The organism is Rhodococcus olei, from assembly GCF_039540555.1.
GTDB classification, from domain to species: Bacteria; Actinomycetota; Actinomycetes; order Mycobacteriales; family Mycobacteriaceae; genus Rhodococcus_G; species Rhodococcus_G olei.
In genome coordinates this window covers 1-26,501 of sequence record NZ_BAABFB010000066.1, presented here as the reverse complement: position 1 = coordinate 26,501, position 26,501 = coordinate 1, and the positions used below count along the sequence as shown (strand labels likewise).

At 70.2% G+C, this 26,501-nt stretch carries 23 protein-coding genes; 18 read left to right on the top strand and 5 right to left on the bottom strand.

Annotated elements, in window-relative coordinates:
- Positions 1-23 precede the first annotated feature (23 nt).
- The 6 genes from mftF (at position 24) to ABD951_RS21025 (ending at position 8,209) form a co-directional block, all read left to right on the top strand.
- The gene (gene mftF / locus ABD951_RS21050; RefSeq protein ID WP_345349687.1) at positions 24-1,421 is read left to right on the top strand and encodes a mycofactocin biosynthesis glycosyltransferase MftF; all 1,398 of its coding nucleotides are present in this window, start codon (positions 24-26) and stop codon (positions 1,419-1,421) included.
- The gene (gene mftG / locus ABD951_RS21045) at positions 1,418-2,887 is read left to right on the top strand and encodes a mycofactocin dehydrogenase MftG (RefSeq protein WP_345349684.1); all 1,470 of its coding nucleotides are present in this window, start codon (positions 1,418-1,420) and stop codon (positions 2,885-2,887) included. Before mftF ends, mftG begins: the two co-directional genes overlap by 4 nt.
- Before the next feature lie 93 nt (positions 2,888-2,980).
- Positions 2,981-4,303: a sigma-54-dependent transcriptional regulator family protein gene (locus ABD951_RS21040; RefSeq protein ID WP_345349681.1), complete on the top strand. Its 1,323-nt coding sequence runs from the start codon at positions 2,981-2,983 to the stop codon at positions 4,301-4,303.
- Between the two features lie 99 nt (positions 4,304-4,402).
- Complete coding sequence (adh, locus tag ABD951_RS21035; RefSeq protein ID WP_345349678.1) at positions 4,403-5,926, top strand: aldehyde dehydrogenase; 1,524 nt, start codon at positions 4,403-4,405, stop codon at positions 5,924-5,926.
- A 305-nt stretch (positions 5,927-6,231) separates the two neighbouring features.
- Complete coding sequence (locus ABD951_RS21030) at positions 6,232-7,518, top strand: haloacid dehalogenase-like hydrolase (protein WP_345349675.1); 1,287 nt, start codon at positions 6,232-6,234, stop codon at positions 7,516-7,518.
- A 136-nt stretch (positions 7,519-7,654) separates the two neighbouring features.
- A complete protein-coding gene (locus tag ABD951_RS21025; RefSeq protein ID WP_345349672.1) occupies positions 7,655-8,209 on the top strand; it encodes a DUF779 domain-containing protein in 555 nt (184 codons plus the stop codon).
- Here ABD951_RS21025 and ABD951_RS21020 read toward each other — a convergent pair.
- Entirely contained in the window at positions 8,206-9,552 is a 1,347-nt protein-coding gene (locus tag ABD951_RS21020) for an MFS transporter (RefSeq protein ID WP_345349669.1), read from the bottom strand. The two genes, ABD951_RS21025 and ABD951_RS21020, sit on opposite strands and share 4 nt — an antisense overlap.
- Before the next feature lie 230 nt (positions 9,553-9,782).
- Here ABD951_RS21020 and ABD951_RS21015 point away from each other — a divergent pair, with 230 nt between their 5' ends.
- Entirely contained in the window at positions 9,783-11,255 is a 1,473-nt protein-coding gene (locus ABD951_RS21015; RefSeq protein ID WP_345349666.1) for a glycoside hydrolase family 5 protein, read from the top strand.
- 66 nt (positions 11,256-11,321) lie between these two features.
- Here the strand turns inward: ABD951_RS21015 and ABD951_RS21010 are convergent, their stop codons facing one another.
- The 3 genes from ABD951_RS21010 to ABD951_RS21000 all read right to left on the bottom strand — a co-directional run bounded on the left by ABD951_RS21010 (position 11,322) and on the right by ABD951_RS21000 (position 14,278).
- Positions 11,322-12,668, bottom strand: a complete 1,347-nt coding sequence (locus tag ABD951_RS21010; protein WP_345349664.1) for an MFS transporter — start codon at positions 12,666-12,668, stop codon at positions 11,322-11,324.
- 53 nt (positions 12,669-12,721) lie between these two features.
- Entirely contained in the window at positions 12,722-13,114 is a 393-nt protein-coding gene (locus tag ABD951_RS21005) for a carboxymuconolactone decarboxylase family protein (protein ID WP_345349662.1), read from the bottom strand.
- 123 nt (positions 13,115-13,237) lie between these two features.
- Positions 13,238-14,278: an AraC family transcriptional regulator gene (locus tag ABD951_RS21000; RefSeq protein WP_345349659.1), complete on the bottom strand. Its 1,041-nt coding sequence runs from the start codon at positions 14,276-14,278 to the stop codon at positions 13,238-13,240.
- A 192-nt stretch (positions 14,279-14,470) separates the two neighbouring features.
- Here ABD951_RS21000 and ABD951_RS20995 point away from each other — a divergent pair, with 192 nt between their 5' ends.
- From ABD951_RS20995 to ABD951_RS20965, 7 genes are all read left to right on the top strand, one after another.
- The gene (locus ABD951_RS20995; RefSeq protein WP_345349656.1) at positions 14,471-15,445 is read left to right on the top strand and encodes a quinone oxidoreductase family protein; all 975 of its coding nucleotides are present in this window, start codon (positions 14,471-14,473) and stop codon (positions 15,443-15,445) included.
- A 90-nt stretch (positions 15,446-15,535) separates the two neighbouring features.
- Positions 15,536-16,384 (top strand): TauD/TfdA dioxygenase family protein, encoded by an 849-nt coding sequence (locus ABD951_RS20990; RefSeq protein WP_345350662.1) that lies wholly within the window; start codon positions 15,536-15,538, stop codon positions 16,382-16,384.
- Positions 16,385-16,428: 44 nt separating this feature from the next.
- The gene (locus ABD951_RS20985) at positions 16,429-17,481 is read left to right on the top strand and encodes a beta-keto acid cleavage family enzyme (protein WP_345349653.1); all 1,053 of its coding nucleotides are present in this window, start codon (positions 16,429-16,431) and stop codon (positions 17,479-17,481) included.
- 115 nt (positions 17,482-17,596) lie between these two features.
- Positions 17,597-18,181 carry an RBBP9/YdeN family alpha/beta hydrolase gene (locus tag ABD951_RS20980; protein ID WP_345349650.1) on the top strand — a complete coding sequence of 195 codons (585 nt, stop codon included), beginning with the start codon at positions 17,597-17,599 and terminating at the stop codon, positions 18,179-18,181.
- On the top strand, positions 18,178-18,942 hold the full coding sequence (locus tag ABD951_RS20975) for a CoA transferase subunit A (protein ID WP_345349647.1): 765 nt from the start codon (positions 18,178-18,180) through the stop codon (positions 18,940-18,942). Before ABD951_RS20980 ends, ABD951_RS20975 begins: the two co-directional genes overlap by 4 nt.
- Positions 18,939-19,628 (top strand): CoA transferase subunit B, encoded by a 690-nt coding sequence (locus ABD951_RS20970; protein ID WP_345349644.1) that lies wholly within the window; start codon positions 18,939-18,941, stop codon positions 19,626-19,628. The genes ABD951_RS20975 and ABD951_RS20970 overlap by 4 nt, the downstream gene beginning before the upstream one ends.
- Positions 19,629-19,635: 7 nt before the next feature.
- Entirely contained in the window at positions 19,636-21,219 is a 1,584-nt protein-coding gene (locus tag ABD951_RS20965) for a long-chain-fatty-acid--CoA ligase (RefSeq protein ID WP_345349641.1), read from the top strand.
- Here ABD951_RS20965 and ABD951_RS20960 read toward each other — a convergent pair.
- On the bottom strand, positions 21,191-22,090 hold the full coding sequence (locus ABD951_RS20960) for a LysR family transcriptional regulator (RefSeq protein ID WP_345349638.1): 900 nt from the start codon (positions 22,088-22,090) through the stop codon (positions 21,191-21,193). The genes ABD951_RS20965 and ABD951_RS20960 overlap by 29 nt on opposite strands.
- A gap of 102 nt (positions 22,091-22,192) precedes the next feature.
- On the opposite strand from ABD951_RS20960, the gene ABD951_RS20955 reads away from it, so the two are divergent.
- From ABD951_RS20955 to ABD951_RS20940, 4 genes are all read left to right on the top strand, one after another.
- Positions 22,193-23,269: a YeiH family protein gene (locus tag ABD951_RS20955; RefSeq protein ID WP_345349635.1), complete on the top strand. Its 1,077-nt coding sequence runs from the start codon at positions 22,193-22,195 to the stop codon at positions 23,267-23,269.
- Positions 23,270-23,311: 42 nt separating this feature from the next.
- Positions 23,312-24,190 (top strand): alpha/beta fold hydrolase, encoded by an 879-nt coding sequence (locus ABD951_RS20950; RefSeq protein WP_345349632.1) that lies wholly within the window; start codon positions 23,312-23,314, stop codon positions 24,188-24,190.
- 85 nt (positions 24,191-24,275) lie between these two features.
- Positions 24,276-24,770 (top strand): hypothetical protein, encoded by a 495-nt coding sequence (locus ABD951_RS20945; RefSeq protein WP_345349629.1) that lies wholly within the window; start codon positions 24,276-24,278, stop codon positions 24,768-24,770.
- 170 nt (positions 24,771-24,940) lie between these two features.
- Positions 24,941-26,257 carry an MFS transporter gene (locus ABD951_RS20940; protein ID WP_345349625.1) on the top strand — a complete coding sequence of 439 codons (1,317 nt, stop codon included), beginning with the start codon at positions 24,941-24,943 and terminating at the stop codon, positions 26,255-26,257.
- The last annotated feature ends 244 nt before the right edge of the window (positions 26,258-26,501 follow it).

The window sequence follows — 26,501 nt, the reverse complement described above, 5'->3', positions numbered from 1 at the left end:
CCGGATCCGAATACCATCACCTGATGCGCCAAGCCCGACTGCCCGACGGATTCGGGGTTCGCCTCGATCCGACGGTGCGCACCTTCTCCGACGGACGCGTCCTGATCGGTGGATCGCCGACCCGGATGCTGAAGCTGGCGCCGACGGCGGCCGCGATGATCGGGGACGGCTATCTGAAGGTGGTCGACCAGCAGTCCGCCGCGGTGGCCCGGCACCTCCTCGACTCCGGCGTCGCGAACCCGCGACCGATGAGTTCCCCGTCCCACCGCGACGTCACCGTCGTCGTCCCGGTGAAGGACAACGCGGTCGGGCTCAATCGGCTCCTGCCGACGTTGCACGCCCTCAACGTGATCGTCGTCGACGACGGCTCCGACGAACCGGTCACGCCGCCCCCGGTCCGTGCCGGTGGGGGCGCGGTCACGGTGCTGCGGCACGACGGGTCGCGGGGGCCGGCGGCCGCACGCAACACCGGATTGGCCGCGGTGACAACGGAGTTCGTCGCCTTCCTGGACTCCGACGTGGTCCCGCGTACCGGATGGCTCGAATCGATGCTCGGACACTTCAGCGACCCCGCTGTGGCGATGGTCGCGCCGCGGATCGTCGCGCTGGCGCCGGAGGGCGGGGCGCTGGCCCGCTACGAACACGCGCGATCCTCCCTCGACCTCGGCCGCAAGGAGGGGCCGGTGCGTGCCGGCAGCACGGTCTCCTACGTGCCGAGCGCGGCGATGCTGGTGCGGCGGTGCGCGCTCGACGAGTGCGGCGGGTTCGACGAGGAGATGCACGTCGCCGAGGACGTGGACCTGTGCTGGCGGTTGCACGAGGCCGGCTGGCGGCTGCGATACGAGCCGATCGCACACGTCGCGCACGATCACCGCATTTCCTTCCGGAAGTGGTTCGGCCGCAAGATGTTCTACGGTACCGGTGCCGCGCCGCTGGCGACCAGGCACCGCGGGCTGGTGCCGCCGCTCGCGATGTCGGTGTGGACGTTCGCCGCGTGGCTGCTGGCCGTGACGGGGACGCGGGTGGGCCTGCTCGCCGCTCTCGCCACCCAGGCGGTGACCGTGGTCCGCCTCCGCCGCACCTTCCGGGACCTCGACCGGCCGACCCGGATCGCGACGGTGCTGGCCGTCCAGGGCATGGTCGGCGGGGCGTGGCAGCTCGCGTCGGCGCTGTGCCGGCACTACTGGCCGGTGACGGTGGTCGCGGCCCTGTGTTCGCGACGGGTGCGGCGCGCGGTGTTCGCGGTCGCGGTCGCCGAGGGCGCCGCGGACTGGTGGACGCACCGCGAACCCGGTGGCCTCGGGCCGGTGCGGCACATCGTCTACAAGCGGCTCGACGATCTCGCCTACGGGGCGGGATTGTGGCGCGGGGCGATCGACGGGCGCAGCGCCGCCGCCCTGACTCCGCGTCTGACCAGGTGAGACGGGCGGTCGCGCCGGCGGCCGACGTGATCGTGGTCGGGGCGGGCTCCGCCGGGTGCGTGGTCGCCGGCCGGCTGAGCGAGAACCCCGACCGCACCGTCCTGCTCGTGGAGGCCGGACCGCGGGCCGTCCCGCCCGCGCCGCTGGGGATGCTGCCGATCGGCCCGGACAGCGAGGTCGTGGGCCGGTACCCGGCCGAGCTGCGACCCGGTACCGGGACGACCCTGGCGCGGGGCCGGGTCCTCGGTGGTTCCGGCGCCGTCAACGGCGGCTACTTCGTCCGCGCCACCGCCGCCGACTTCGCCCGCTGGCCCGCCACGTGGTCCTACCGCGACGTGCTGCCGTACTTCCGGCGGCTCGAGTCGGACCCGTTCGGCGACCGGCGCTGGCACGGCGACCACGGCCCGATTCCGGTGACCCGGACCGCCCCGGAGGACCTGCACCCGGTCAGTGCGGCGTTCCTGGACGCCGCCACCGCGGCCGGGTTCCGGTACACCGCCGACCTCAACGAGCCCGACGCCTCCGGGGTCGGGCCGGTGCCGCTCAACGCCCGGCACGGCATGCGGGTCAGCACCGCCTCGGCCTATGTCACGGCGCACCCGGACCGGCGGAACCTGCGGGTGCTCACCGGCGTGACGGCGCGGCGGCTGCGGCTGTCCGGGAGGCGGGTGGTCGGCGTCGAGGTCGAGGAGGCGGGCCGGCGGCGGGTCCTGCGCGGCGGCACCGTGGTGCTGTGCGCCGGCGCCGTCGGGACCCCGCATCTGCTGATGCACTCCGGAATCGGCTCCGCCCAGCACCTTTCGGCGCTCGGGCTACCCGTCGCGGTCGACCGGCCGGGGGTCGGGCGGGACTTCGAGGACCACCCCGAGGCGACCGTCGGGTACCGGCTGCCCGGGTCGTCCCCACACCGCCCGGACCGGGCGATCCTCGAGGTGGTGCTCGAGACCGACGACGTCGAGCTGCGGCCGTACACCGCTCCGTTCGGACGCGCCATCCCGGGCGTGGACGACGAACTGGGCCGGATCGGGGTGGCGCTGATGCGGCCCCGCAGCCGGGGCGAGATCGTGCTCCGCTCCGCCGACCCCACCGCTCCGCCGCTGGTGCGCTACCACTATCTGCGCGAGGAGGCCGACCGCGCCGCGCTCGGCGCCGGCCTCGGCCTCGCCGAGGACCTGCTGTCCGGGCTCGTGACCGCCGGTGTGATCGGGCGGCGGGCACGCGGCGCCGCGGCCGCGGGACTGCTCGACAACCTGGGCACCTCGATGCACCTGTCGGGGAGCTGTGCGATGGGGTCGCCGGACGACCCGCACGCCGTGGTCGACGAGCGGTGCCGGGTGATCGGGGTGGACGGTCTGTGGGTGGCGGACGGCTCGGTGATGCCGTCCCTGCCGTCGCGGGGGCCACACGCGACGACGGTCATGATCGGCGAGCGGGTCGCGGAGTTCGTCGCCCTCCTGGACGCCTGACCAGCAGTTCGGGTGGAGGGGGATGCCCCCACCGGGACCGCGGGAACTGTGACCGGAGTTACAGTGTTGGTAGGCGTCGACGGAGGGACCTCATTGACCACAACGTCTCGGAGCAGCACCTCCCGCGGCAATCCCTGGGTGGCCGTTCGGCCGGGAGACGACGTCGCGCGCCTCGCGCGCACCGTCTCGTCCGCACACCGGTCGTTCGTGGAGGGCGGCGACCCCGGGGCCGGTGGAGGCGAGGGCACGTCACCGGTCCGGTCGGTGGTGTTCGACTCGTGGCTGCGCAGTCGCGACCGGGGGGTGAATCCGGACGGTGTCGGCGAGAGCGGCGACCTGGCCGGCGTCGAACTCGACCGGTACCGCTCCACGCATCCGATGGCGCTGATCCGTCCGGTCGTGCGCCGCCTGCTGGTCGACGACGTCGCGGACACCGGCCTGCTGGTCGCGATCAGTGATGCCGCCGGTCGGCTGCTGTGGGTGGAGGGAGACTCCGCGGCCCGGGACCGCGCGGTCGCGATGCACTTCGTCGAGGGCGCGGACTGGAGCGAGGAGCACGTCGGTACCAATGCGCCAGGCACCGCGCTCGCGGTCGACCAGTGCGTACAGATCTTCGGGGCCGAGCACTTCAGTTCCGCTGTCCACGAGTGGAGTTGCTCCGCCGCGCCGGTCCACGACCCGACGAGCGGGCAGATCCTCGGCGCGATCGACATCACCGGTGGCCCCGAGGTCGCGCAGCCGCAGGTGCTTGCGCTGGTGCGGGCGACGGTCGCGGCGGCGGAGGCCGAGCTGCGGTTGCACCTGCTGAACTCGCCGCGGCTGCTGGGGACCGCTCCGCCACGGCTGGCCGTCCTCGGATCCGAGCGTCCCACCCTGGTCCGTGACGGCGAGCGGATCACGCTGTCCCGCAGGCACGCCGAGATCCTGTTGCTGCTCGCCGAGCATCCGGAGGGCCTGCGTGGCGACCAGCTGGCGATCCTGCTCGACGAGTCCGAGCTCGACTCCGTGACGATCCGGGCCGAGCTGTCCCGGCTGCGCAAGGTGTTCGGCGCGGATGGGCTCGGCTCGCGCCCGTATCGGTTGCTCACCGCACTCGGCACCGACGTCGACGAGGTCCGGCGGGCACTGGAATGCGGCGACGCCGCGGCGGCGCTGTCCGCCTACCGCGGCCCGGTGCTGCCGGGGTCCGTGGCGCCTGGAGTCGAGGAGATCCGGGAGCAGCTGCGGGCGCGGATGCAGGCGGCGCTGCTGCGGTCCGGTGAGCAGCCCTTGCTGGCCCGGTGGACGTCCTCCCCGGACGGCCGCGAGGACTCCGTCGCGTGGACGGCGTACCTCGCGTCCATCAACCCGGCGTCGCCGATGTACGACCAGGTCAGAGCGCGTATCGCGGTCCTCGACGAACAGTTGGGGCAGTGACGGCTGCGGGCGCAACGTAGTTGCAACCCTCCCGCTCGTAGTGTCCTGGATCACACGCAGCAGTGCTGGCCCCAGCAGTGACGAGCAGAGGAGTTTCGAATGGCCGTGTACGCCCGCCCGGGTTCCCCGGACGCACTGATGTCCTTCCAGTCCCGCTACGAGAACTACATCGGCGGGCAGTGGGTTCCGCCGGTCAAGGGGCAGTACTTCGAGAACACCACCCCGGTCACCGGGCAGGCGTTCTGCGAGATCGCCCGCGGCACCGCCGAGGACGTCGAGCTCGCACTCGACGCCGCCCACGCCGCCGCGCCGGCCTGGGGCAAGACCTCCGTCGCCGAGCGTGCCGTGATCCTGAACAAGATCGCCGACCGCATCGAGGAGAACCTCGAGTCGATCGCACTCGCCGAGTCCTGGGACAACGGCAAGCCGATCCGCGAGACGCTGAACGCCGACATCCCGCTCGCCGTCGACCACTTCCGCTACTTCGCGGGCGCCATCCGGGCCCAGGAGGGGTCGCTGTCGGAGATCAACTCCGACACCGTCGCCTACCACTTCCACGAGCCGCTCGGCGTGGTCGGTCAGATCATCCCGTGGAACTTCCCGATCCTGATGGCGGTGTGGAAGCTGGCGCCGGCACTCGCCGCGGGCAACGCGGTCGTCCTCAAGCCGGCCGAGCAGACGCCGGCGTCGATCCTGTACCTGTTCTCGATCATCGGCGACCTGCTGCCGCCGGGTGTGGTCAACATCGTCAACGGCTTCGGTGTCGAGGCGGGCAAGCCGCTCGCGTCGAGCCCGCGGATCAAGAAGATCGCCTTCACCGGCGAGACCACGACCGGCCGGCTGATCATGCAGTACGCGTCGCAGAACCTGATCCCGGTCACCCTCGAATTGGGTGGCAAGAGCCCGAACATCTTCTTCTCCGACGTCCTCGCCGCGAACGACGACTACCAGGACAAGGCCCTGGAAGGGTTCACGATGTTCGCGCTGAACCAGGGCGAGGTGTGCACCTGCCCGTCCCGGTCGCTGATCCAGGAGGACATCTTCGACGAGTTCCTCGCGATGGCGGCGATCCGCACGAAGGCGGTCCGGCAGGGCAACCCCCTCGACACCGACACCATGATCGGGGCGCAGGCGTCCAACGACCAGTTCGAGAAGATCCTGTCGTACATCGAGATCGGCAAGTCGGAGGGCGCGAAGCTGATCACCGGCGGTGGGCCCGCGGATCTCGGCGGCGACCTGTCCGGCGGCTACTACATCCAGCCGACGGTGTTCACCGGAACCAACTCGATGCGGATCTTCCAGGAGGAGATCTTCGGGCCGGTGGTGTCGGTGACGTCGTTCAAGGACTACGACGAGGCCATCTCCATCGCCAACGACACCCTGTACGGCCTCGGGGCCGGGGTCTGGTCCCGGGACGGCGGGGTCGCGTACCGCGCCGGCCGCGACATCCAGGCGGGCCGGGTGTGGACGAACACCTACCACCAGTACCCGGCCCACGCGGCGTTCGGCGGCTACAAGCAGTCCGGCATCGGTCGCGAGAACCACCACATGATGCTCGACCACTACCAGCAGACCAAGAACCTGCTGGTCAGCTACGCACCGAAGGCTCAGGGCTTCTTCTGATCCCCACCCCGTAGTCGAACCCACCGGGGCGCCCGCAGGAACACCTGCGGGCGCCCCGTCGACTCGGTCGGCGTGCGCTCGGCGCCGTCGACCGACGCGCCGCGCGCTCGCGGCCCTCCCACGCCGTGCGGCATCGGTCCCTCCCGCGTCCGCGACGGATCGCGGTGATGCGTTGCCGCACCGAATAATTCGTCGATGCCCGTCCTCGACGCGCCCCGGGCGGCCGGGCGCGGACTCCGCTCGCGTGGGCATCGCGATCGACGCGCGCCCTTCATGGAAGCGCCTTCACGGAAGATGAGGAACTCATGGTGATGTCTCGTGTCGCGACGGCGGCGGCGGCCGGTGCCCTCGCGGGCGTCCTGCTGTCGACCACCGCGTGTTCGACCGAGCGGAGCGAGGCCGCCGGCGCCGTGCCCGCCGCGTGTGCCGCACTCGACCCGGGATTGACGTGGTACGGCGACGTCCGCCAGCAGCTCGATCGCGTGATCGCCGAACACGGCACGTGCGACGGCACCGGCGCCGTGGCCGACGGCGCGCCACTCGCCCTGTTCGACTGGGACAACACGGCGGTCAAGAACGACATCGGCAGCGCCACCGCGTACTGGATGATCGCGAACGACAAGATCCTGCAGCCGGCCGGAGCCGACTGGACGGCGACGAGCCGGTTCCTGACACCGGCCGCGGCGGGGGCGCTGTCCGCGGCGTGTGGCACCGAGGTGGAGCCCGGCCGGGCGCTGCCGACGAGCACCGACGCCGACTGTGCGGACGAGATCGTCGCCGTCCTCGACGAGAAGACCACCGCCGGGGCGCCCGCGTTCGCCGGCTACGACCACCGCCGCACGAAGGCCGCCTACGCGTGGGCCGTGCAGCTGATGGGCGGACACACGAACGACGAGATCACCGCCTACGCCACGGCGGCACGCGAGGCGAACCTCGCCGCACCCGAGGGTGCCGAGCAGACGGTGGGCACCACCCGTGTGGACGGCTGGGTGCGGTACTACCCGCAGATCAAGGACCTGGTGAAGACACTGCGCACCAACGGATTCGACGTTCGCATCATCTCCGCCTCGGCGGAACCCGTCGTGCGGGTGTGGGCCGGCGAGCTGGGCCTGGACCCGGATCGGGTGATGGGCGTGCGCCCGGTCGAGGCGAACGGCGTCCTGACCGGCCACCTGGTCGGGTGCGGCGGAGTGCCCGACGGCGACGACTCGGTGATCCCGTACATCGACGGCAAACGGTGCCAGGTCAACGAGGTCGTGTACGGCGTGCGCGGGCCCGCGGCGTTCGAGCCGCTGCCCGTGGACCGGCGGCAGGTGTTCGCCGCCGGGGACTCGGTGACGGACGTGACGTTCCTGGGTGACGCGACCGGCGCTCGCCTCGTCGTGAACCGGAACAACGCCGAACTGATGTGCAACGCCTACGACAACGCCGACGGCCGGTGGCTGGTGAACCCGATGTTCCTCGACCCCAAGAGCGCCGCCGCGCCGTATCCGTGTTCGACGACGGCGTTCACCGCCGCCGACGGCTCCGCGGGACCGGTACACCGGCCCGACGGTTCGGTGATCGCGGATCAGGCGGACGCCGTGTTCTGACGCGCCGCAACGGCGCTGCAACGTCCGCGCCAGTAGTGTTCCGGATCACACGGCGCCCGCCGGGGTCGCCCCGCCCGGCGGGCGCCGCGCACGACACGTTCGGGGAACCCGGTCACCGACCAGGACGGAGGACGAGATGACCGACATCGCCGATGCGGCGCCCGGCGGAGCGCCGGGGGTTCCGCGGATCGTCGTCACCGCGGCCGCGGCCGACCTGCTGCGCCGGCTCGTCGTCGGGCACGGCGCGTTGATGATGCACCAGTCCGGCGGCTGCTGTGACGGGTCGGCGCCGATGTGCTACCCCGCGGGTGAGTTCGTCGTCGGCGACCGCGACGTCCTGGTCGGCGTGCTCGATCTGCGGTTGCGGGTGGGGGAGATTCCGGTCGATCTCCCGGACGGCGCCGACGCCGTGCCGGTGTGGATCTCGGGACCGCAGTTCGAGGCGTGGCAGCACACCCAGCTGGTGATCGACGCGGTCCCCGGCCGCGGCTCGGGGTTCAGTCTCGAAGCGCCCGAGGGGGTGCGGTTCCTCAGCCGGGGACGCGCGTTCACGGACGAGGAGGCCGCCCTGCTCGCGGCGGACGAGCCCGTCACCGGGCAGCAGTGGGAGGCCGGCCGCCGCCCGGCCCCGGTCGCCGTGCCGCAGATCGTCGCCGAGGCCGCCGACGCCTGCCCGGTTCCGCGACGTTAGGTCGAGACGGGGTCGCCGTCCGGTGCTGCGGTGCGCGGTACCTCCGTCGTGGTCAGGGACCGGAGCTTGGCGAGCCCTGCCGGGTACGCCCTCCTGGCGAGGAGGAGGAAACCGATGGCCAGTGCGTACGCCAGCGGAACCCACTGCAGCACACCGAGCAAGCCGAGCCGATCGGACAACATCCCGACGACGAGCGGCCCCAGAGCCATGCCGAGGATGTTGTTCGCGAGGGTGCCGACGCCGAACGCCGACGCGCGGATCGAGGCGTGGGACAGGCTGGCGACGAGCGCCGTGGTGACACCGGCGGCGCCGGAGCAGAAGAACGCGCCGAGGGCGATGACGACGAGCTGGACGGAACCGTTGTCGAGGTGGAATCCGACCATCAGGAACGTCATCGACAGCGCGTTGTAGGAGATCGCCGAGGTCCATCTGAGCTCGGGGCGTCGTCGGCTGATCCGGTCGGCGGCGATGCCGCAGATCGTCATGCCGATGCCGATGACGAGCACGTACATCGATGCGGTGAGCCCGGCGGTCGACGTGTCCATCCCGTGGTAGCGATTGAAGTAGCTGGGAAGCCAGGCGAGCAGCACGCCGGCGACGAAGAGCTGCACGGCCGCACCGAGGTACACGAACGTCAGCGACGCGGTGGTGAACAGGCTCGACAGGGGAGCGCGAGCGCCGGTCGGTACGGCCGAGTCCGTGGGTCGGGGCGCATGACGTTCGAGCCGACGTTCGGTGACGACGAGCCGGAACGCGACGACGAGGACGAGACCGATGGCCGCCATGATGAGAAAGGCCGTCCGCCAACCGAAGCGGTCCGCGAGGACGCCACCGAGGGCCACCCCGGCGAACGAGCCGAAGAACGTGGCGGCCTGGAAGGTGCCGCTGAGCGACGCATGCAGGCGTGGGGCGAAGACGCCGAGCATGACGGCCATGCCGACGCTCGCGTACGCGGCTTCGCCGAAGCCGAGCAGGAATCGTGCGGCGAGCATGTGGCCGTAGCTGTTGGCCGCCGCGAACAGGATCGTCGCAGCGCTCCACAGGCCGCCCATCGCCACGATGCTCCGGACCCGTCCCCACCGGTCGGCGAGCAGTGCCAGCGGCAGCGAGAGCACACCGACCATCAGCGCGACGACACTGGTGAGGGAGGCGAGCTGCGCGTCCGACAGACCCCACTCCGCCTTGAGGAGCGGGAAGACGGCACTGAGTACCTGCCGGGACATGTAGTCCGACATCATCAGTCCGCAGATCAGCGCGAACACGATCCAGGGGAAGGCTCGGGACTGGGCTCGGGGCTGTCCGGGAGTGGGCGGGAGCGTCCGCGGTGCGGTCTCCAACTGCATGTGGGTGGTCCTGTCTCAACAGAAAACGTTGGTGCTCAACGCTTTCGGTGGCATGGCGCGGACGGTCGCGACACGCCGCAGAAAGGTGACCGCTGTCACGCTAGTGCGGATCGGCCCGACAAGCTTTGCTCTGGGGGACAACTTTCTAGCCATGTCGGGACATGCGTGTCGCGCGGGCGTGATACCGCTAGGCTGTCGGGAATTTGGACGAGTGTTCAGGAGGGTTCACCGTGCGTTCACGCTTGTTCGCGTCGCTGTTGACGGCGGTCGCCGCCGCGTCGTTGGCCCTGTGCGGGGCGCCGACTGTGCAGGCCGAACCCGCGCCGGCGGGGTGGACGCTGCCGCGGTTGACGGTCGAGAACCGGACGATCAAGGACGTCGACGGCCGGACCGTGCTGCTACGGGGGGTGAACGTCAACCAGCTCAACGACTACGCCGACAACGGTACCGGCCTGCCGACCGTGATGCCGCTGGAGCGCAACGACTTCGCCCGGATGGCGGCCCTGGGATTCAACGTCGTGCGGCTGAACGTCGCCTGGTCCGCGCTCGAACCCACGCCCGGCGCGTTCGACCGGGCCTACGTGGAGCGGATTCGCACAGCGGTCTCGGACGCGAAGGCTCACGGCCTCTACACGGTGCTGGACATGCACCAGGACGCGTGGGGCAAGTCCGTCGGCACGCCTGCCGGCGTGCCGTGCCCGGCACCGCTGAAGCCGGGGATCGGATGGGACGGTGCGCCGGAGTGGGCGACCCTCACCGACGGGTGGAGCACGTGCACCGTCGGTGGCGTCCGGGAGGTGTCACCGGCGGTCGCCCGCGCGTTCCAGGCGTTCTACGACGACGAGCGCGGTGTGCAGGGTCACCTCGTCGCGACCTGGGCCCGGCTCGCCGCGGAATTCCGCGACGAACCCGCCGTCGCCGGCTACGACCTGCTCAACGAGCCCAACCCGGGTCTGCGGGACCCGGTCACCGCGGCCGATCAGCTCGGCCGCTTCTACCAGCGCGCGATCGACGCGATCCGGCAGGCCGAGGCCGGGGGATTCGCGCACCTCGCGATCGTCGAGCCGAGCGCCATCTGGTCGGGATTCGGGCTCGACGCGGTGCCGCCGCGCCAGTACCTGACCGACCCTCTGGTCGTGTTCTCGCCGCACCTGTACAGCCAGTCGATCACCGTGAGCAGTGACTTCCCCACCGTCGCCCAGGGTTTCGACATCGCCGAACGGGCCGCCGCCCAGTACGGCGCGCCGCTGTGGACGGGGGAGTGGGGATGGTGGGGCGACTACGCGGCCGCCGACACCGACCGATTCCTCGACGAGATGGACCGGCACCGGATCGGCGGTGCCTGGTGGTCGTGGACCCAGGCCTGCGGTGATCCGCACGCCGTGCGGGACGGCAACACCTCCCGGCCACAGGAGAACCTCAATGTCGTCGACTGCCCGTCGGGGACCCCGCTCGGGCTGCAGGACGATGTCGCATCCGCGCTGTCGCGTGCATATCCGCGTGCGGTCCCCGGGACCCTGACGGAGGTGACGTCGACCGGATTCGCCGGCACCGGGTCCGGTCGCGTCGAGGCGTGGTACCCGGGTGCCGAGCGGCCGAGTCTGACCGTGCAGAACCTGTCGGACGTCACGCTCGATCGGGTGGACGGCGGGTGGCGGTTGACGGCGCGCGCGGCGGGCGATTACTCGGCGCGCGTGTCCTGAACGCGACCGGACCTGTTGTGGGGGAAGGGTTCCCACAACAGGTCCGGAGCGTTCGATCGGTCCGGCTCAGTCGGCCGCGGCGGTGCTCTGCGCGGCGAGCTTGCGGAGGCCGGCCGGGTACAGGCGCTTGCCGACCGCGAGTGCGACGATGGCGAGCACGTACACGAGCGGCGTGATCTGCAGGGCGCCGAGGAGGCCGAGTCGGTCGGCGAGGATGCCGACGATGAAGGGGCCGGTCGCCAGGCCGAGGATGTTGTTCGCGACGGTCAGGGTGCCGAGACCGGACGAGCGCACCGACGGGTGGGTCAGACCGGCCACCATCGCCGCGGTCGGCCCGGACGATCCCGCCGCGAAGAACGCACCGACCCCCAGCAGAATCAGCTGCGGTGCGCCCGTGCCCAGCTGGAATCCGATCCCCAGTGCGAGCAGCGAGATGACGCAGAAGGCAATCGTGCACAACCACTTGCGTTCCGGCGCGTTGCGGCTGACGCGGTCGGTGATGATGCCGCTGACGATCATGCCCGTCGCGATGAGCAGCACGAACACGGATGCGACGACTGCCGCCTTGTCGGGGGCCAGTCCGTAATAGCGGTTGAAGAAGCTGGGCGTCCACGCCAACAGCACGGCCGCGGTGAACATCTGCAGGCCGCCACCGAGATACGCGCACCACACGGCGGGGTTCGTGAACAGGGTGGAGACGGGGACCCGGGTGACCGGCACGCCGTTCGCGACGTGCTGCTCCACCGCGTGGTCGGCGAGTCGGCGTTCGGTCACGACGATCCGGAACAGGGCGACCAGGAGGAGCCCGAGCACCGCCATCGCGGCGAACGACCAGCGCCAGCCCAGGTGGACGGCGATCACACCGCCGAGCGACACACCGACCACCGAGCCGAAGGAACCGCCGGCCATGAACGCTCCGCTGAGGGTGGAGTGGACGCGGGGCGCGAACACGCTGAGGACCACCGCGATGCCGACGCTTCCGTATGCGGCCTCACCCACCCCGACGAGGAACCGGGCGGCGAGCAACTGCTCGTAGTTCGAGGCTATCGCGCACAGCAGGGTCGCGATGCTCCACAGCGTGGCCATCAGGACGAGGCTCTTGACGCGTCCCCACCGGTCGGCGAGCAGCGACAGCGGGAGTGTCAGCAGGCCGACCATCAACGCGACGATGCTGGTGAGCGAGGCGAGTTGGGAGTCCGACAGGGCCCATTCCGATTTCAGGAACGGGAAGACGGCGCTGAGCACCTGGCGCGACATGTAGTCCGACAGCAGCAGTGCGAACGTGAGCGCGAAGACGAGCCAGGGGTAGGCGCGCCTGCTCCGGCGTGCGGGCCGGACTCCGGACACTCCGGAATCCGTGAGCGAGGCGGTGGTGTCGACCGGCTGTTCGGTCGTGGTTGAAGTCAGTCCCATGGATGCTCCTCGAGACGAGTGGGCGGTGAGGGTGGGCGGGCGCGAACCGGTGATCAGGACGCCGCGCGCCGGGCTTCGAACGCGTCGAGCTCCTCCTCGAGGATCGGGACGCCGAGGTTGCAGGCGTGGATCCCCAGGACGCTGACCATCTGCAGGACGGTGAGGATCTCCTCGCGGGAGACACCGAGTTCGAGTGCGGCCCGGATGTGCCTGCGCACCCCGGGGGCGTACAGGTGGGTTGCCGCGGCATCGATCGCGATGCTGAGGAGTTCGACGAACTCGGGTGTGAACACGCCGCGCCGGATCGGCGTGGCGTTCATCGCCATGAACTGCTCGGTCCATTCGGGGTCCCAGCGGGACAGCGTGTCCCACAAAGGATTCCATGTTCCTTCGCGATGCATCCGGTCGATCGTCGGGGTGCGTGTCGGGTCGGGATTCGTGGTCAAGACGGCACTCGTTTCACGCAAGGGGCACGGTGTGATGCGGGCTCACGGCCCGGCCGAAAGTGGCGTGGATCACGTTAGCCCGCCGTCGGGGCGAATAGTTACCCTAGCGGGACGCCATTCTGTTCAGTTCGGGACATCGCTCGTGGATCGGTCGAGAGGCTCCGTTCCCGACCGCTTGCGCCATTCCCGGGGGCTCATGCCGAATTGCTGATGAAACCAGCGGGAGAAGCTGCTCGGCGTCGAGAAGGCGAGCATCTCGGAGATCTCGGTGAACGAGTAGCGCCGGCCGCCGACCATGCGGGTCGCGAGGTCGACCCGGGCTGCATCGAGGACCGTGGTGAACGTCAGTCCCGACTTGGCGAGGTGTCGGTGCACGGTGCGGCGGTCGACTCCGAGGCTGCGGGCCACCTGTTCGATCGAGCACCGCCCGGTGGGAAGGAGAAGTTCAACCAGTTCGCGGACCCGTGTGGTGGTCGTCGGTTCCTCGGGTGCGGTCAGCGTGTCCAGGAACTGCCGGGCGTAGGTGCGCAGGAGCGGGTCGGACAGTCGGTTGGGCGCGTCCAGGTCGCTCGTGTACACGACGATGCCGGAGAAGTCGCTGCCGAAACGGAGGGGAGCGCCGAAGAACCGCTGGTGTGCGCTGTCGTCGGCGGGGCGGTCGTGCTCGAAGCAGACCGAGACGGGATGCCAGTGTTCGCCGAGTAGGTGCTGCAACAGTTGGTGGATCACGGCGACGGCGAGCTCGACGGACTGGCGAACGGGGGTCGGCTCGCCGGGGTCGATGGCGGCCATGATCGTCGCGAGGCCGTCCCGCTCGGACATGCGGATGTGCAGGCCCTCGTTGTACATGTGCTGATACCGGATCAGCAGGCGCAGCGCGCTGCGTGCGTCGGGCTCTTCTCGGATGCTGACGCTGAGCGGGCCGAGGGTGGACAACCGCCGCCGCTCGGCGAGTTTGAGGGCGAAGTCCTGACGATCCGACTGTGTGGCCGACAGTTCCAGCAGTCGAACCACCGCGGATGTCGGCACCCAGCGGTCCTGCAGGTCCAGGCCGGCCGGGTCGAGGTTCACGCTCCGCAGCAGCTGTACCGGGTCGAGGGCCAGTGAACGTGCGAGGTCGATGTATCCGGTCAGTGCGGCGTACCGCGAGAGGGGCTTCGTCATTCGTCACCGTCCCGAAAAGAAAACAAAACTGTCCCGCAAGGATAAGTGTGAGCAATCATTCATGGCTACTGTCATGTCAGCGGGATCACATCCCACCGGTTCGAAAGCGAAGGGCGACACAGATCGTCGAGATCGCGTTCGGACGCGAACCGGAGCCCACACCGGACGTACCACGATCAAGGAGAACCCCCCATGGCACACGCGATCCGCTTCCACGAGACCGGTGGTCCGGAGGTCCTCCGGTGGGAGTCCGTGGAGGTCGGCGACCCCGGCCCCGGCGAAGTGCGGGTCCGGCACGAGGCCGTCGGACTGAACTTCGCCGACACCTACTTCCGCACCGGCCTGTACCCGGCCCCGCTGCCCGCCGGAATGGGTGTCGAGGCCGCCGGCGTCGTGGAAGCGGTCGGGGCGGGCGTCACGGACTTCCGGGAAGGGGACCGCGTCACCTACACCGGTAGCCCCCTGGGTGCCTACAGCACCGAGCGCGTGATGCCCGCGGAGCACCTGATCAAGCTGCCGGACAGCATCCCGTTCGAGACCGCCGCCGCGATGACGATGCGCGGGCTGACCACCTCGTACCTGTTGCGCCGCATCTGGCCGCTGCAGGAAGGCGACACCGTCCTGCTGCACGCCGCGGCCGGCGGTGTCGGACTGATCTTCAGCCAGTGGGCGAAGCTGCTGGGTGTCCGGGTGATCGGCACCGTCTCGAACGAGCAGAAGGCCGAGGTGGCCCGGGCGCACGGCTGCGACGAGGTCATCCTCTACACGAAGGAGGACGTGGCACAGCGGGTCCGTGAGCTCACCGACGGCAAGGGTGTTCCGGTGGTCTACGACAGCATCGGTGCCACCACCTACGAGACCTCGCTGAACTCGGTGGCCCGGCGCGGCCTGCTCGTGTGCTTCGGCACCGCGTCCGGCCCGATCCCGCCGATCGACGCCATGCAGCTCGCGGTCAAGGGTTCGGTGTACGTCACCCGACCGGCACTGGCCGATTACATCGCCGACCCGGCGGAGAAGGCCGCACTGGCCGGCGAGCTCTTCGACCATGTCGGCTCCGGCCGGATCACCATCGGGATCAACCAGCGCTACGCACTCGACGAGGCCGAGAAGGCCCACCGCGACCTGGAATCCGGCATCAGCGTCGGCTCGTCGGTCCTCGCGGTCTGAAATCCGGATCGTCCTCACCCACAGGAGAGCGTCATGACCACCACCGTCGACCGCCCGGCCCGGAACAGTGATGCAGGCACCCGGACACGGATGGACGCCCGACCGTTGACCTGCAGCATCGGCGCGGAACTGCACGATGTCGATCTCGCCGACGTCGCTCGCGACGACGACCTGTTCGCGGAACTGAAGTCGCTGCTGCTCGAGCACAAGGTGCTGTTCTTCCGGGACCAGAACATGAGCCGGGCCGAGCACGTGGCACTCGCGGAGCGGTTCGGGGCACTCGAGGATCATCCGGTTCTCGGCAGCGACCCGGAGCATCCCGGACTGGTCCGGATCTACAAGGACCTCGACAGTCAGCCCGAGCACTTCGAGAACTCCTACCACTGTGATGCGACCTGGCGGGAGAACCCCCCGTTGGGGGCCGTCCTGCGCTGCGTCGAGGGACCCGCAGTCGGCGGCGACACGATCTGGGTGAACATGGCCCTGGCCTACGAGCGGCTGCCGGAGCGGGTCAAGGAGCAGATCGCGGGGTTGCGGGCTCGGCACAGCATCGAGGCGTCGTTCGGGGCGCGGTTGCCGATCGAGCAGCGTCTCGAACTCAAGGAGCGGTTCCCGGACCCCGAACATCCGGTGGTCCGCACCCACCCGGAGACCGGCGAGAAGATCCTGTTCGTCAACAGCTTCACCACTCACTTCACGAACTTCCACACCGACGAGAACGTCCGCTGCGGCATCGACTACGCGCCCGGCGCCGGTGAGTTGCTTCGCTACCTGCAGAGCCAGGCGACCATTCCGGAATACCAGGTGCGCTGGCGGTGGACGAAGAACAGCGTCGCCATCTGGGACAACCGGTCCACGCAGCACTACGCGGTCCAGGACTACTGGCCGGCGGTCCGAAAGATGGAGCGCGCGGGCATCGTCGGCGACCGACCCTTCTGACAGACGTCATCACACCCCACCAGCAACGAGAAACGGAGCCCCCCATGCATTTCCACGACGATGCACTGTTCCCGGAGACCCAGGAGAAGCTGGTCATCACCTGCGCACCGTACGGACCCGAGTGGGAGCCGGACGACTTCCGCGAGGACCTGCCGCTGACGATGGAGGAGCACGTCCAGCAGGCCGTCGACTGCTACGAGGCCGGTGCGACGGTGCTGCACATCCACGTGCGTGAGCTCGACGGCAAGGGCAGCAAGCGCCTGTCGAAGTTCAACGAGCTGCTCGCCGGTCTGCGCGAGGCCGTGCCGGACATGATCCTGCAGGTCGGCGGTTCGATCTCGTTCGCGCCGGAAGGCGAAGGCGCCGAGGCCAAGTGGCTCTCCGACGACACCCGTCACATGCTCGCCGAGCTCGACCCGAAGCCGGACCAGGTGACCATCGCGATCAACACCTCCCAGATGAACATCATGGAGCTGATGACCGCCGACGACATCGCCGGCACCTCGATGGAGCGGCCGGAGCTGGCCGCGACGTACCGGGAGATGACGGTTCCGGCCGGTCCCGAGTGGGTCGAGGAGCACCTGCGCCGACTGCAGGCCAACGGCATCCAGCCGCACTTCCAGCTGTCGAGCATTCCGCAGCTCGAGACCGTCGAGCGGCTGATCCGTCGCGGCGTCTACACTGGCCCGCTGAACCTGACGTGGGTCGGCATCGGCGGCGGCTTCGACGGCCCGAACCCGTACAACATCATGAACTTCATCCAGCGGGTCCCGGACGGTGCCTGCCTGACCCTCGAGACCCTGATGCGCAGCGTGCTGCCGGTCAACACGATGGCGATGGCGATGGGCCTGCACACCCGCTGCGGCAACGAGGACACCCTGTGGGGCCGCAAGGGCCAGAAGTTCACCTCGGTCCAGCAGGTCCAGCAGCTGGTTCGCATCGCCGGCGAACTCGGCCGCGAGGTAGCCACCGGCAAGGAGGCCCGCGACATCTACCGGATCGGCACCACCTACGCCGACGCCGACGAGACCCTGGCCAAGCTCGGCTACGCCCCGAACCGGCGCCCCGGCCAGGTCGGCTTCACCCAGCACGCCTGAACGGCGCGTCCCGGACCCAGTGCGTGATCCGCACCCCGATCGGGGGTGCGGATCACGCCGGGCGGCGTGGCCGCCGCCCCCGATTTCTTTGTGTACCACCGAAGTTTGGAGTCACATGAACAGCACCGCCGACCCGACCGTGGTGATCGTTCCCGGTCTGCGTGATCACGTCGCCGACCACTGGCAGACCCTGCTCGCGGAGCGACTCGACCGGGTGCGTACCGTGCCGCCGCTCGACCACGACAAGCTCAGCCTGAAGGCGCGGATCGAGGCGCTCGACGCGGTCCTCGCAGAGGTCGACGGGCCCGTCGTGCTCGTCGCGCACAGCGCGGGCGTGCTGATCACCGTGCACTGGGCGCAGCAGGCGACCCGCCCGATCCAGGGCGCCCTGCTGGCCACGCCGGCCGATCTGGAGAACCCGCTGCCGGAGGGGTACCCCGTGACCGAGGACCTCGAGAGTGGCGGGTGGCTCCCGATCCCGCGGCGCAGGCTGCCGTTCCCGAGCATCGTCGCCGCCAGCAGCAACGACCCGCTCGCCGCGTACCGCCGGGTGGCGGGGCTGGCCGAGGTCTGGGGCAGCCGGCTCGTCGATCTCGGCGAGGTGGGCCACCTGAACCCCGGGTCCGGGTACGGCTACTGGCCGCGGGCCGAGGAGTTCGTGCAGGAGCTGATCGGGGTGCCGGAGGAGGTCGCGCGGTGACCCGGGTGTTCGTGTCGGCGGCCGACGCCGTGGCCGACATCCCCAGCGGTGCGTCGCTCGCGGTCGGGGGCTTCGGGCTGTGCGGCATCCCCGACGCGCTGATCGCGGCGATCGCCGACGGAACGGCGGGCGACCTCGAGGTGGTGTCGAACAACTGCGGGACCGACGGCCACGGGCTCGGAATCCTGTTGGAGAAGAGGCGGATCCGTCGGGTGGTCGCCTCGTACGTCGGGGAGAACAAGGAGTTCGCGCGGCAGTACCTGGCCGGCGAACTCGAGGTGGAACTGACGCCACAGGGGACACTCGCCGAGCGGCTCCGGGCCGGCGGGGCCGGGATCCCCGCGTTCTTCACCCCCGCGGGGGTCGGCACACCGGTCGCCGAGGGTGGGTTGCCGTGGCGCTACGGGCCCGACGGCTCGGTCGCGGTTGCCTCCCCACCCAAGGAAACCCGCGACTACGCGGACAAGCGGTACGTGCTCGAGGAGTCGATCACCACGGACTACGCCCTGGTCCACGCGGCGATCGGGGACACCGAGGGCAACCTGGTGTTCAACCTGGCCGCACGCAACTTCAACCCGCTGGCCGCGATGGCGGGCCGGGTGTGCATCGCCCAGGTCGAAACCCTGGTGGAGCCCGGCGTGCTGGAGCCGGGAATGGTGCAACTGCCCGGCATATTCGTCGATCGCATCGTGTGTACCGGCAAGCAGGACAAGCAGATCGAGAAGCGGACCGTGAGCAGGACGGAGGAGCCCGCCGCATGACGACGACACTGACCGACGTGGTGGGCTGGACCCGCGAGCAGATGGCGGCTCGCGCCGCGGCCGAACTGTCCACCGGCGAGTATGTCAACCTCGGCATCGGACTGCCGACCCTGATCCCCAACCACCTCCCGCGCGGCGTCGAGGTGACGCTGCACAGTGAGAACGGGATCCTCGGAACCGGGCCCTACCCGGACGAGGAGAGCGTGGACGCGGACCTGATCAACGCAGGCAAGGAGACCGTCACGGTCAATCCGGGCGCGTCGTTCTTCGACTCGGCGCTCTCGTTCGGAATGATCCGGGGCGGGCACATCGACGTCGCGGTCCTCGGCGGGATGCAGGTGTCCGCGTCGGGCGACCTCGCGAACTGGATGGTGCCCGGAAAGATGGTCAAGGGCATGGGCGGCGCGATGGACCTCGTGCACGGTGCCCGCAAGGTGATCGTCCTGATGGAACACTGCGACCGGTCCGGGAATTCGAAGATCGTGCCGGCGTGCACGCTGCCCCTCACCGGGCAACGCGTGGTGCACCGGATCATCACGGATCTCGCGGTCATCGACGTGACCGACTCCGGTCTCGTGCTGCGCGAGTGCGCCCCCGGCGTGTCCGTCGATCACGTGCGCACCGCCACCGACGCACCGCTCCAGTCGGCCCTCGGGACCGGCGCCCGCCTCGACAACGGAAAGTGATCTCAGCGTGCTCAATCTGTCCGTCCTCCTGGAGGATTCCGCCCGACGCTACCCGCACCGGGATGCCCTGGTTCTCGGGGATGTACGAATCACGTACGCGGAACTCGACGCCCGGTCGAACCAGGTTGCGAACCTGCTGATCTCGCGGGGAATCGAGCCGGGTGACACGGTGGCGATGTCCTTTCCCAACGTGCTCGAGTTCCCGATCGTCTACTACGGGATCCTCAAGGCCGGCGCCGTCGTCGTCCCGCTCAACATCATGCTCAAGGGCCGCGAGATCGCCTACCACCTGGCCGATTCCGGTGCCAAGGCCTACTTCTGCGCCGAGGGCACCGACGAGTTGCCGATCGGGGAGTTCGGTCGCGCCGGGTTCGACGCCACGCCGGGGTGTCGGGACCTGTTCGTCGCCACCACGGGCGCAGGTGCCGCCCCGGTCGGCGACGGCGTCACCGCGTTGGACGCCGCGCTGGCGGGCCGGCCGGGCGTGATCGCCTCGGCGGTGCGCGGCCCCGACGACACCGCGGTCGTCCTGTACACCAGCGGCACCACGGGCAAGCCCAAGGGCGCCGAACTCTCCCACGCGAACATGGTGATGAACGCGGTGACGGCGAATCGGCTGTTCGACAGCAACCCGATCCGCCGCGACACCCACCTGGTCACGCTGCCGCTGTTCCACTCGTTCGGGCAGACCGTGGTGATGAACGCGGGACTGTCCGTCGGCGCCACACTGGTGCTGCTGCCCCGGTTCGAGGCCGACGCCGCGCTGCGGCTGATGGTGCAGGAGTCCGTCACCGTCTTCGCAGGCGTGCCGACGATGTACTGGGCGCTGCTCGGGGCTCTCGACGCCGCGAACAGGGCCGGCACCGCCGACATTGTCGACGTGGAGCGGATCGCCGGCACCATCCGGCGGGCGATCTCCGGCGGGGCGGCGCTGCCGGTGGAGATCCTGACCCGCTTCGCCGACCGGTTCGGGGTCCAGATCCTCGAGGGCTACGGCCTGTCCGAGACCTCGCCGCTCGCGCTGTTCAGCGACCCCGAGCGGGATTCCCGACCCGGGTCGATCGGTGTACCGGTGTGGGGGATCGAGGCCCGGCTCGTCGACGACGAATGGAACACCGTGACGGGCCCGGACCGGGTGGGGGAGCTCGCGCTGCGCGGACACAACGTCATGACCGGGTATCTGGGGCGTCCGGAGGCCACCGCCGAGGTGATGCGGAACGGATGGTTCCGCACGGGCGATCTGGCCCGCCGCGACGAGGACGGCTTCTACTACATCGTGGACCGGGCGAAGGACCTCATCGTCCGGGGTGGGTTCAACGTCTACCCCCGCGAGATCGAGGAGGTTCTCCTGACCCACGAGGCCGTCTCGCTCGCCGCGGTGATCGGGGTTCCGGACGAGAGCCACGGCGAGGAGATCAAGGCATTCGTCATCCTCGAGCCCGGCGCGCACATCACCGAGGCAGAACTGATCGCCTGGTGCCGGGAGCAGATGGCCGGCTACAAGTACCCGAGGTCGATCGAGTTCACGACGGTGCTGCCGATGACCGCGACCGGCAAGATCCTCAAACGCGAACTCGCCGGACGAGTCTGACGAGATCGCCGGCCGGGCCCTCGAGCTGGCGCGGCGGCCGCCAGACGGCGCGGAGCGTGCGGTCGAGGTGGAGATCCTCCACCTCGACCACACGCAGCTCCCCGGAGCCCACCTGGGCGGACACCGCGAGACTGCTCAGCACCGCCGGACCGACCCCGCCGAGCACACTGGTCCTGATCGCAGCGGCGCTTCCGAGTTCGAGAAGCGGTGCTGCTCGGTCATATTCGTGCAGCGCGACGTCCAGGGTCGTGCGGGTCCCGGACCCGGGCTCACGCACCACCAACGGGGTCTGTGCCAGTTCCACCACCGACAGCGGCCGCCTGCGGCGCGTCCACGGGTGGGACGGATGCACGACCACCACCAGCCGGTCCTGCGCGACCGGGACGCTGTGCAGCCCCCGGGGAACGGTCGGGGACTCGACGAATCCGACGTCGCAGCTGCCTGCCGTGACGTCGTCGAAGACCTGCGTCGAGTTGCGCACCTGCAGGTGGATCGTGACCTCGGGATCCGCCTGCCGGAACAGGCCCAACCAGGTGGGCATCAGGTGCTCCGCGACCGTCATGCTGGCGCTGACGGTCAACTCCGCGGCGCGCTTCTCCCGCATGCCTGCGGCGACGTCGAGGAGCTGCCGGGCATCGTCGAGCACCCGGCGCGACCAGTGCGCCAGCACCGTGCCCTCCGGCGTCAGGGTCGAGCCGGTGGTCTTGCGCTGCAGCAGCGGAGTGCCGACCTGTGCCTCGAGCCGCTTGATCGCACGACTGGCATTGGGCTGTGCAATTCCGGCGACTTTCGCTGCCGCGCTGAGGCTTCCGTGGTCGTCGACCCCGACGAGCAACTCGAGTACGGACAGATCCGGCCATCCACTGATCATGCGAACATCATATGCCTCTCGGCAAAGGCATATCAGAATGATATGTGGTCATGGCGAATTGACGGCTACCGCGACGGGCGCGCGTGCAGCAGAGTTCTCGGCATGACCAATGATGTTCGCGCAGTAGCCGATCCGCAGCAGCCGGTGGGCCCGCAGCCGGCCGTCGACAGCGCCGTCGAGGGGTCGGCGCACGGACGGGCGGCCGGCGTCGCGACCGGCGTCGCCGCGTGCGTGGTCGGGGCGGCAATCGCGATGGGGATCGGCCGCCTCGTTCCGGCGATCAACCCGATGCTGATCGCCATCGTGCTCGGCGCCCTGGTCGCAAACCTCGTGACCGTTCCCGGCTGGATCCGCCCGGGTCTCGACTTCTCGGCCAAGCGGCTGCTGCGCGTCGGCGTGGCGCTGCTCGGACTGCAGCTGATGTTCAGCGACGTCGTCGGGCTCGGGTGGGGCGTGATCGCCGTCGTCGTCGCGATCGTCGTCCTCGGCATCGCGGGCACGATGTACATGGGCGGCCTGCTGGGCCTGTCGTGGACGCAGCGGGTCCTGATCGCCTGCGGGTTCTCGATCTGCGGCGCCGCGGCGGTCGCTGCCGCCGACGGGGTCGTCGACGCCAAGGAGGAGGAACTGCTCACCTCGGTCGCGCTGGTCGTGGTCTTCGGCACGCTGATGATCCCGGCGATCCCGCTGCTGTCGCACGTGTTCGGGCTGAGCGAGCGGCAGGCCGGAATGTGGGCCGGCGGCTCGATCCACGAGGTGGCGCAGGTGGTGGCGGCCGGCGGCCTCCTCGGCGGCGGTGCCCTCGCGGTCGCGACCGTCGTGAAGCTCGCCAGGGTGCTGATGCTGGCTCCGGTGATGGCCTACCTGGGCGCCCGCCAGCGACGGAACGCCGACGGCCGCGGCAAGGTGAACTCCAAGCAGCCCCCGCTGGTGCCCGTGTTCGTCCTCGGGTTCCTCGGATGCGTGGCCCTGCGTTCGTCCGGGCTGCTGCCCGGGGTGGTGATCGAGCAGGCGAAGCTGGTGCAGACCGCACTGCTGACCGCGGCGATGTTCGCGCTCGGTCTCGGTGTCCGGGTGACGTTGCTCCGGTCGGTCGGTCCGCGTCCGTTCGTGCTGGCGGCCCTGTCCACCGTGTGGGTCGCGGCGATCGCCCTCACCGGCGTCCTGCTGGTGGGCTGAAACCGCCGGTGCGAAGCCCGCAGCGCCCCTAATGTTTCGGTCGTGAACGTGATCCGAGAGACCGTCGAACTGCGCGGCGGTGCAGGCACCCTCGCCGCCGACCGCTGGACCCCCGGCACCGGGAACGGTGACCGGGGTGCGGTCGTGATGTTGCACGGCGGTGGCCAGACGCGGCACTCGTGGAACCGGGCGGCGGCCGGGATCGCCGCCGACGGCTGGACCGTCCACACCCTCGACACGCGCGGCCACGGCGGCAGCGACTGGGCGCCCGACGGCGACTACCGCATCGGCCGGCTCGTCGAGGATCTCCGCGCGGTCACCGATCAGCTCGGGGAACCTCCGGTGGTGTTCGGTGCCTCGCTCGGCGGGATGACCGGGCTGATCGCCGAGGGAGAGCAGCCGGGAACCGTCCGCGCGCTGGTGCTCGTCGACATCACCCCGAAGGTCGAACCCGATGGCGTCGAACGGATCGCCGCGTTCATGACCAGCAGGCCGGACGGGTTCGCCGACCTAGACGAGGTCGCCGACGCGGTCGCCGCCTACCAGCCGCACCGAACCCGACCGGCCAACGTCGAGGGCCTGCGCCGCAACCTCCGCGAGGGCGCCGACGGCAGGCTGCACTGGCACTGGGACCCCGCGTTCACGAAGCCGCGCGTCGACGGGGAGACACCGGTCGGCACCCACGCCCGCATGGTCGCGGCGGCCCGGGCCGTCGCGGTGCCGACCCTGCTGCTGCACGGCGGCAGGTCCGACATCGTCAGCGCCGACGGAGTCGCCGAACTCCTCGCGCTGATTCCGCACGCGACCGCGGTCAACGTCGCCGAGGCCGGCCACATGGTCGCCGGGGACGACAACGCGGTGTTCGTCGCGGAGGCCGGGGGATTCCTCCGCGCACTCGACGCGGCCAGCCCGACCGGGTAGCCGGCGCCCGCGTTCGCGGCGCACGGGATGATGGGTGTTCGGGCGGCCGGGACACCGGTCCGCGAACACGAAGAGGAGATGCGCGATGGCCTTCGCAGGCAATGTGGACGAGCTGGCTCTGCTGCAGTCGGTGCGGCTCAAGGGTGCGGTGACGGCCCCGGCGCTGGCCGCTCAGCTCGGAGTCACGGAGTCGTCGGCGCAGGCCGCACTCTCCGCTCTGGTCGAGATGGGCCGCGCGGTCGCCGACGACGCCGGCGCCGTCACCCTCACCGCGGCGGGGACCGTCGAACTCGAGCACCAGCTCGAGGCCGAGCGGGTCTCGATCGACGAGTTCCTGTTCGCGGAGGTCGTCGAGCGTTTCGAGCCGCTCGACGCCGAGTTCGCGGGTGCGGTCGCGGACGCCGGTACGCGGGCGGACCTGGACCGGCGTGCGGCGGACGTCTTCGACGACGTGTCCGCGTACGTGCCGCGCCTCGCCCGCTACCAGGAACTGCTCGCCGACACCGTCGAAGACCCGCAGGCCTACGCGGTGGTGTGGGCGGAACTGCGGCAGGAGATCCTCAGCGCCGCGGGCCGCTGACGGCCGCACCGGTCGATCCGGCGGGAAGGCGGACGCCGTCCCGCCGAGGGGTGGGGTGATCCAGGTCACCCCACCCCTCTTTCGGGGGTAGTGGCCGAGTGAGCCACGTCACTACCTTTTCCCGCAGTTCCGGCGACCCGCCGGAGTCACGAGCTGCGAGAAGAGGACCCATGACGACAGTGTCGCCGGCGTCGCAGGCAGCGACGCAGCCCACGACGCGGACGAGCGTCCGCCGTGTGGCGGTCGCCAGCTGCATCGGCACGACCATCGAGTTCTACGACTTCTTCATCTACGGGACCGCCGCCGCGCTGGTGTTCCCGACCGTGTTCTTCCCGGCCCTCGGATCCACCGCAGGCACCGTCGCCTCGTTCGCCACGTTCGCGGTCGCGTTCGTCGCCCGCCCGGTCGGCGCGATGCTGTTCGGCCACTACGGTGACCGGATCGGCCGCAAGAAGACGCTGGTCTCGACCCTGCTGCTGATGGGCATATCGACCCTGCTCATCGGTCTGCTCCCGAGCGCGGGCACGATCGGTGTCGCCGCGCCCCTGATTCTGGTGCTGCTGCGGTTCGCCCAGGGCTTCGCCGTCGGCGGCGAATGGGCCGGTGCGACACTGCTCACCGCCGAGTACGCGCCGCCCGGTAAACGCGGTCTCTACGCGATGTTCCCGCAGCTCGGCCCGGCCATCGCGTTCATCCTGTCCTCCGGCACCTTCCTGGTCACCGGTGCCGTGCTCGGCGACACGAACGACACCTTCCTCGCCTGGGGTTGGCGGGTGCCGTTCCTGTTCTCGATCGTGCTGGTCGGCATCGGCCTGTACATGCGCCTGGCGATCGAGGAGACCCCGGTCTTCCGCGCCGAGAACGCGACGCGGGCCGGCGACACGCGGCTGCCGTTCGCGGACGCCTGGCGCCACCAGAGCAAGGAGATCCTGCTGTCCGCCGGTGCGCTGGCCACCCTGTTCGCGTTCTTCTACATGGGCACCGCGTTCCTGACCAGCTACGGCACCAAGACTCTCGGGTTCTCGCGGCCGTTCGTCCTCGCGGTCGGCATCGCCGCGGCGCTCGTGTTCGGTGCCGCGATCGTCGTGTCGGCGCTGTACTCCGACCGGATCGGCCGTCGCCGGGTGATCATGGCGTCGTGCGTGGCCGCGTTCGTGTGGGCGTTGGCGCTGTTCCCGCTGCTGGACACCGGTTCGCCCGCCGCGTTCGCGATCGGCATGTTCGGCACGCTGGCGATCTTCGGCGTCGCGTACGGCCCGTGTGGGGCGCTGCTGCCGGAGATGTTCGCGACCCGGTACCGCTACACCGGCGCGGGCCTGGGCTACAACCTCGCCGGCGTGCTCGGTGGCGCGATTCCGCCGCTGATCGCCGCGCCGCTGGCGTCGTCGTTCGGTGGTGTCGCGATCGGCGCCATGCTCGCCGCGCTCGCGGTGCTCAGCTTCTTCTGCACCCGGGCTCTGGTCGAGACCAAGGACCTGGCGATGTAGCGGTGGCCGGGGTTCGCGGGCGGGGTGTCCTGTTCCCGGACAGTTACCGACACCCCGCCCGTCGGACTATGTCGTGGATCACACACGTGCGAGTAGTTTCGAGTTCGAGCCGCCCGGCAGTTGTCCGGGCGCCAGGGAGGACAGACATGACCGGCGCACTGCCCAGCTACGCCTCTGGGGTGTGGGACACCCCGATGCTGGGGGACACGATCGGGGACAATCTGGACCGCACCGTCGCCGCGTT

Excerpts from the sequence above, each read along its gene's own strand:
- mftF (WP_345349687.1), top strand. The coding sequence starts at position 24 with ATGCGCCAAGCCCGACTGCCCGACGGATTCGGGGTTCGCCTCGATCCG.
- adh (WP_345349678.1), top strand. The coding sequence starts at position 4,403 with ATGGCCGTGTACGCCCGCCCGGGTTCCCCGGACGCACTGATGTCCTTC.
- ABD951_RS21030 (WP_345349675.1), top strand. The coding sequence starts at position 6,232 with ATGGTGATGTCTCGTGTCGCGACGGCGGCGGCGGCCGGTGCCCTCGCG.
- ABD951_RS21025 (WP_345349672.1), top strand. The coding sequence starts at position 7,655 with ATGACCGACATCGCCGATGCGGCGCCCGGCGGAGCGCCGGGGGTTCCG.
- ABD951_RS21020 (WP_345349669.1), bottom strand. The coding sequence starts at position 9,552 with ATGCAGTTGGAGACCGCACCGCGGACGCTCCCGCCCACTCCCGGACAG.
- ABD951_RS21010 (WP_345349664.1), bottom strand. The coding sequence starts at position 12,668 with ATGGGACTGACTTCAACCACGACCGAACAGCCGGTCGACACCACCGCC.
- ABD951_RS21000 (WP_345349659.1), bottom strand. The coding sequence starts at position 14,278 with ATGACGAAGCCCCTCTCGCGGTACGCCGCACTGACCGGATACATCGAC.
- ABD951_RS20995 (WP_345349656.1), top strand. The coding sequence starts at position 14,471 with ATGGCACACGCGATCCGCTTCCACGAGACCGGTGGTCCGGAGGTCCTC.
- ABD951_RS20990 (WP_345350662.1), top strand. The coding sequence starts at position 15,536 with ATGGACGCCCGACCGTTGACCTGCAGCATCGGCGCGGAACTGCACGAT.
- ABD951_RS20985 (WP_345349653.1), top strand. The coding sequence starts at position 16,429 with ATGCATTTCCACGACGATGCACTGTTCCCGGAGACCCAGGAGAAGCTG.
- ABD951_RS20980 (WP_345349650.1), top strand. The coding sequence starts at position 17,597 with ATGAACAGCACCGCCGACCCGACCGTGGTGATCGTTCCCGGTCTGCGT.
- ABD951_RS20970 (WP_345349644.1), top strand. The coding sequence starts at position 18,939 with ATGACGACGACACTGACCGACGTGGTGGGCTGGACCCGCGAGCAGATG.
- ABD951_RS20960 (WP_345349638.1), bottom strand. The coding sequence starts at position 22,090 with ATGATCAGTGGATGGCCGGATCTGTCCGTACTCGAGTTGCTCGTCGGG.
- ABD951_RS20955 (WP_345349635.1), top strand. The coding sequence starts at position 22,193 with ATGACCAATGATGTTCGCGCAGTAGCCGATCCGCAGCAGCCGGTGGGC.
- ABD951_RS20945 (WP_345349629.1), top strand. The coding sequence starts at position 24,276 with ATGGCCTTCGCAGGCAATGTGGACGAGCTGGCTCTGCTGCAGTCGGTG.
- ABD951_RS20940 (WP_345349625.1), top strand. The coding sequence starts at position 24,941 with ATGACGACAGTGTCGCCGGCGTCGCAGGCAGCGACGCAGCCCACGACG.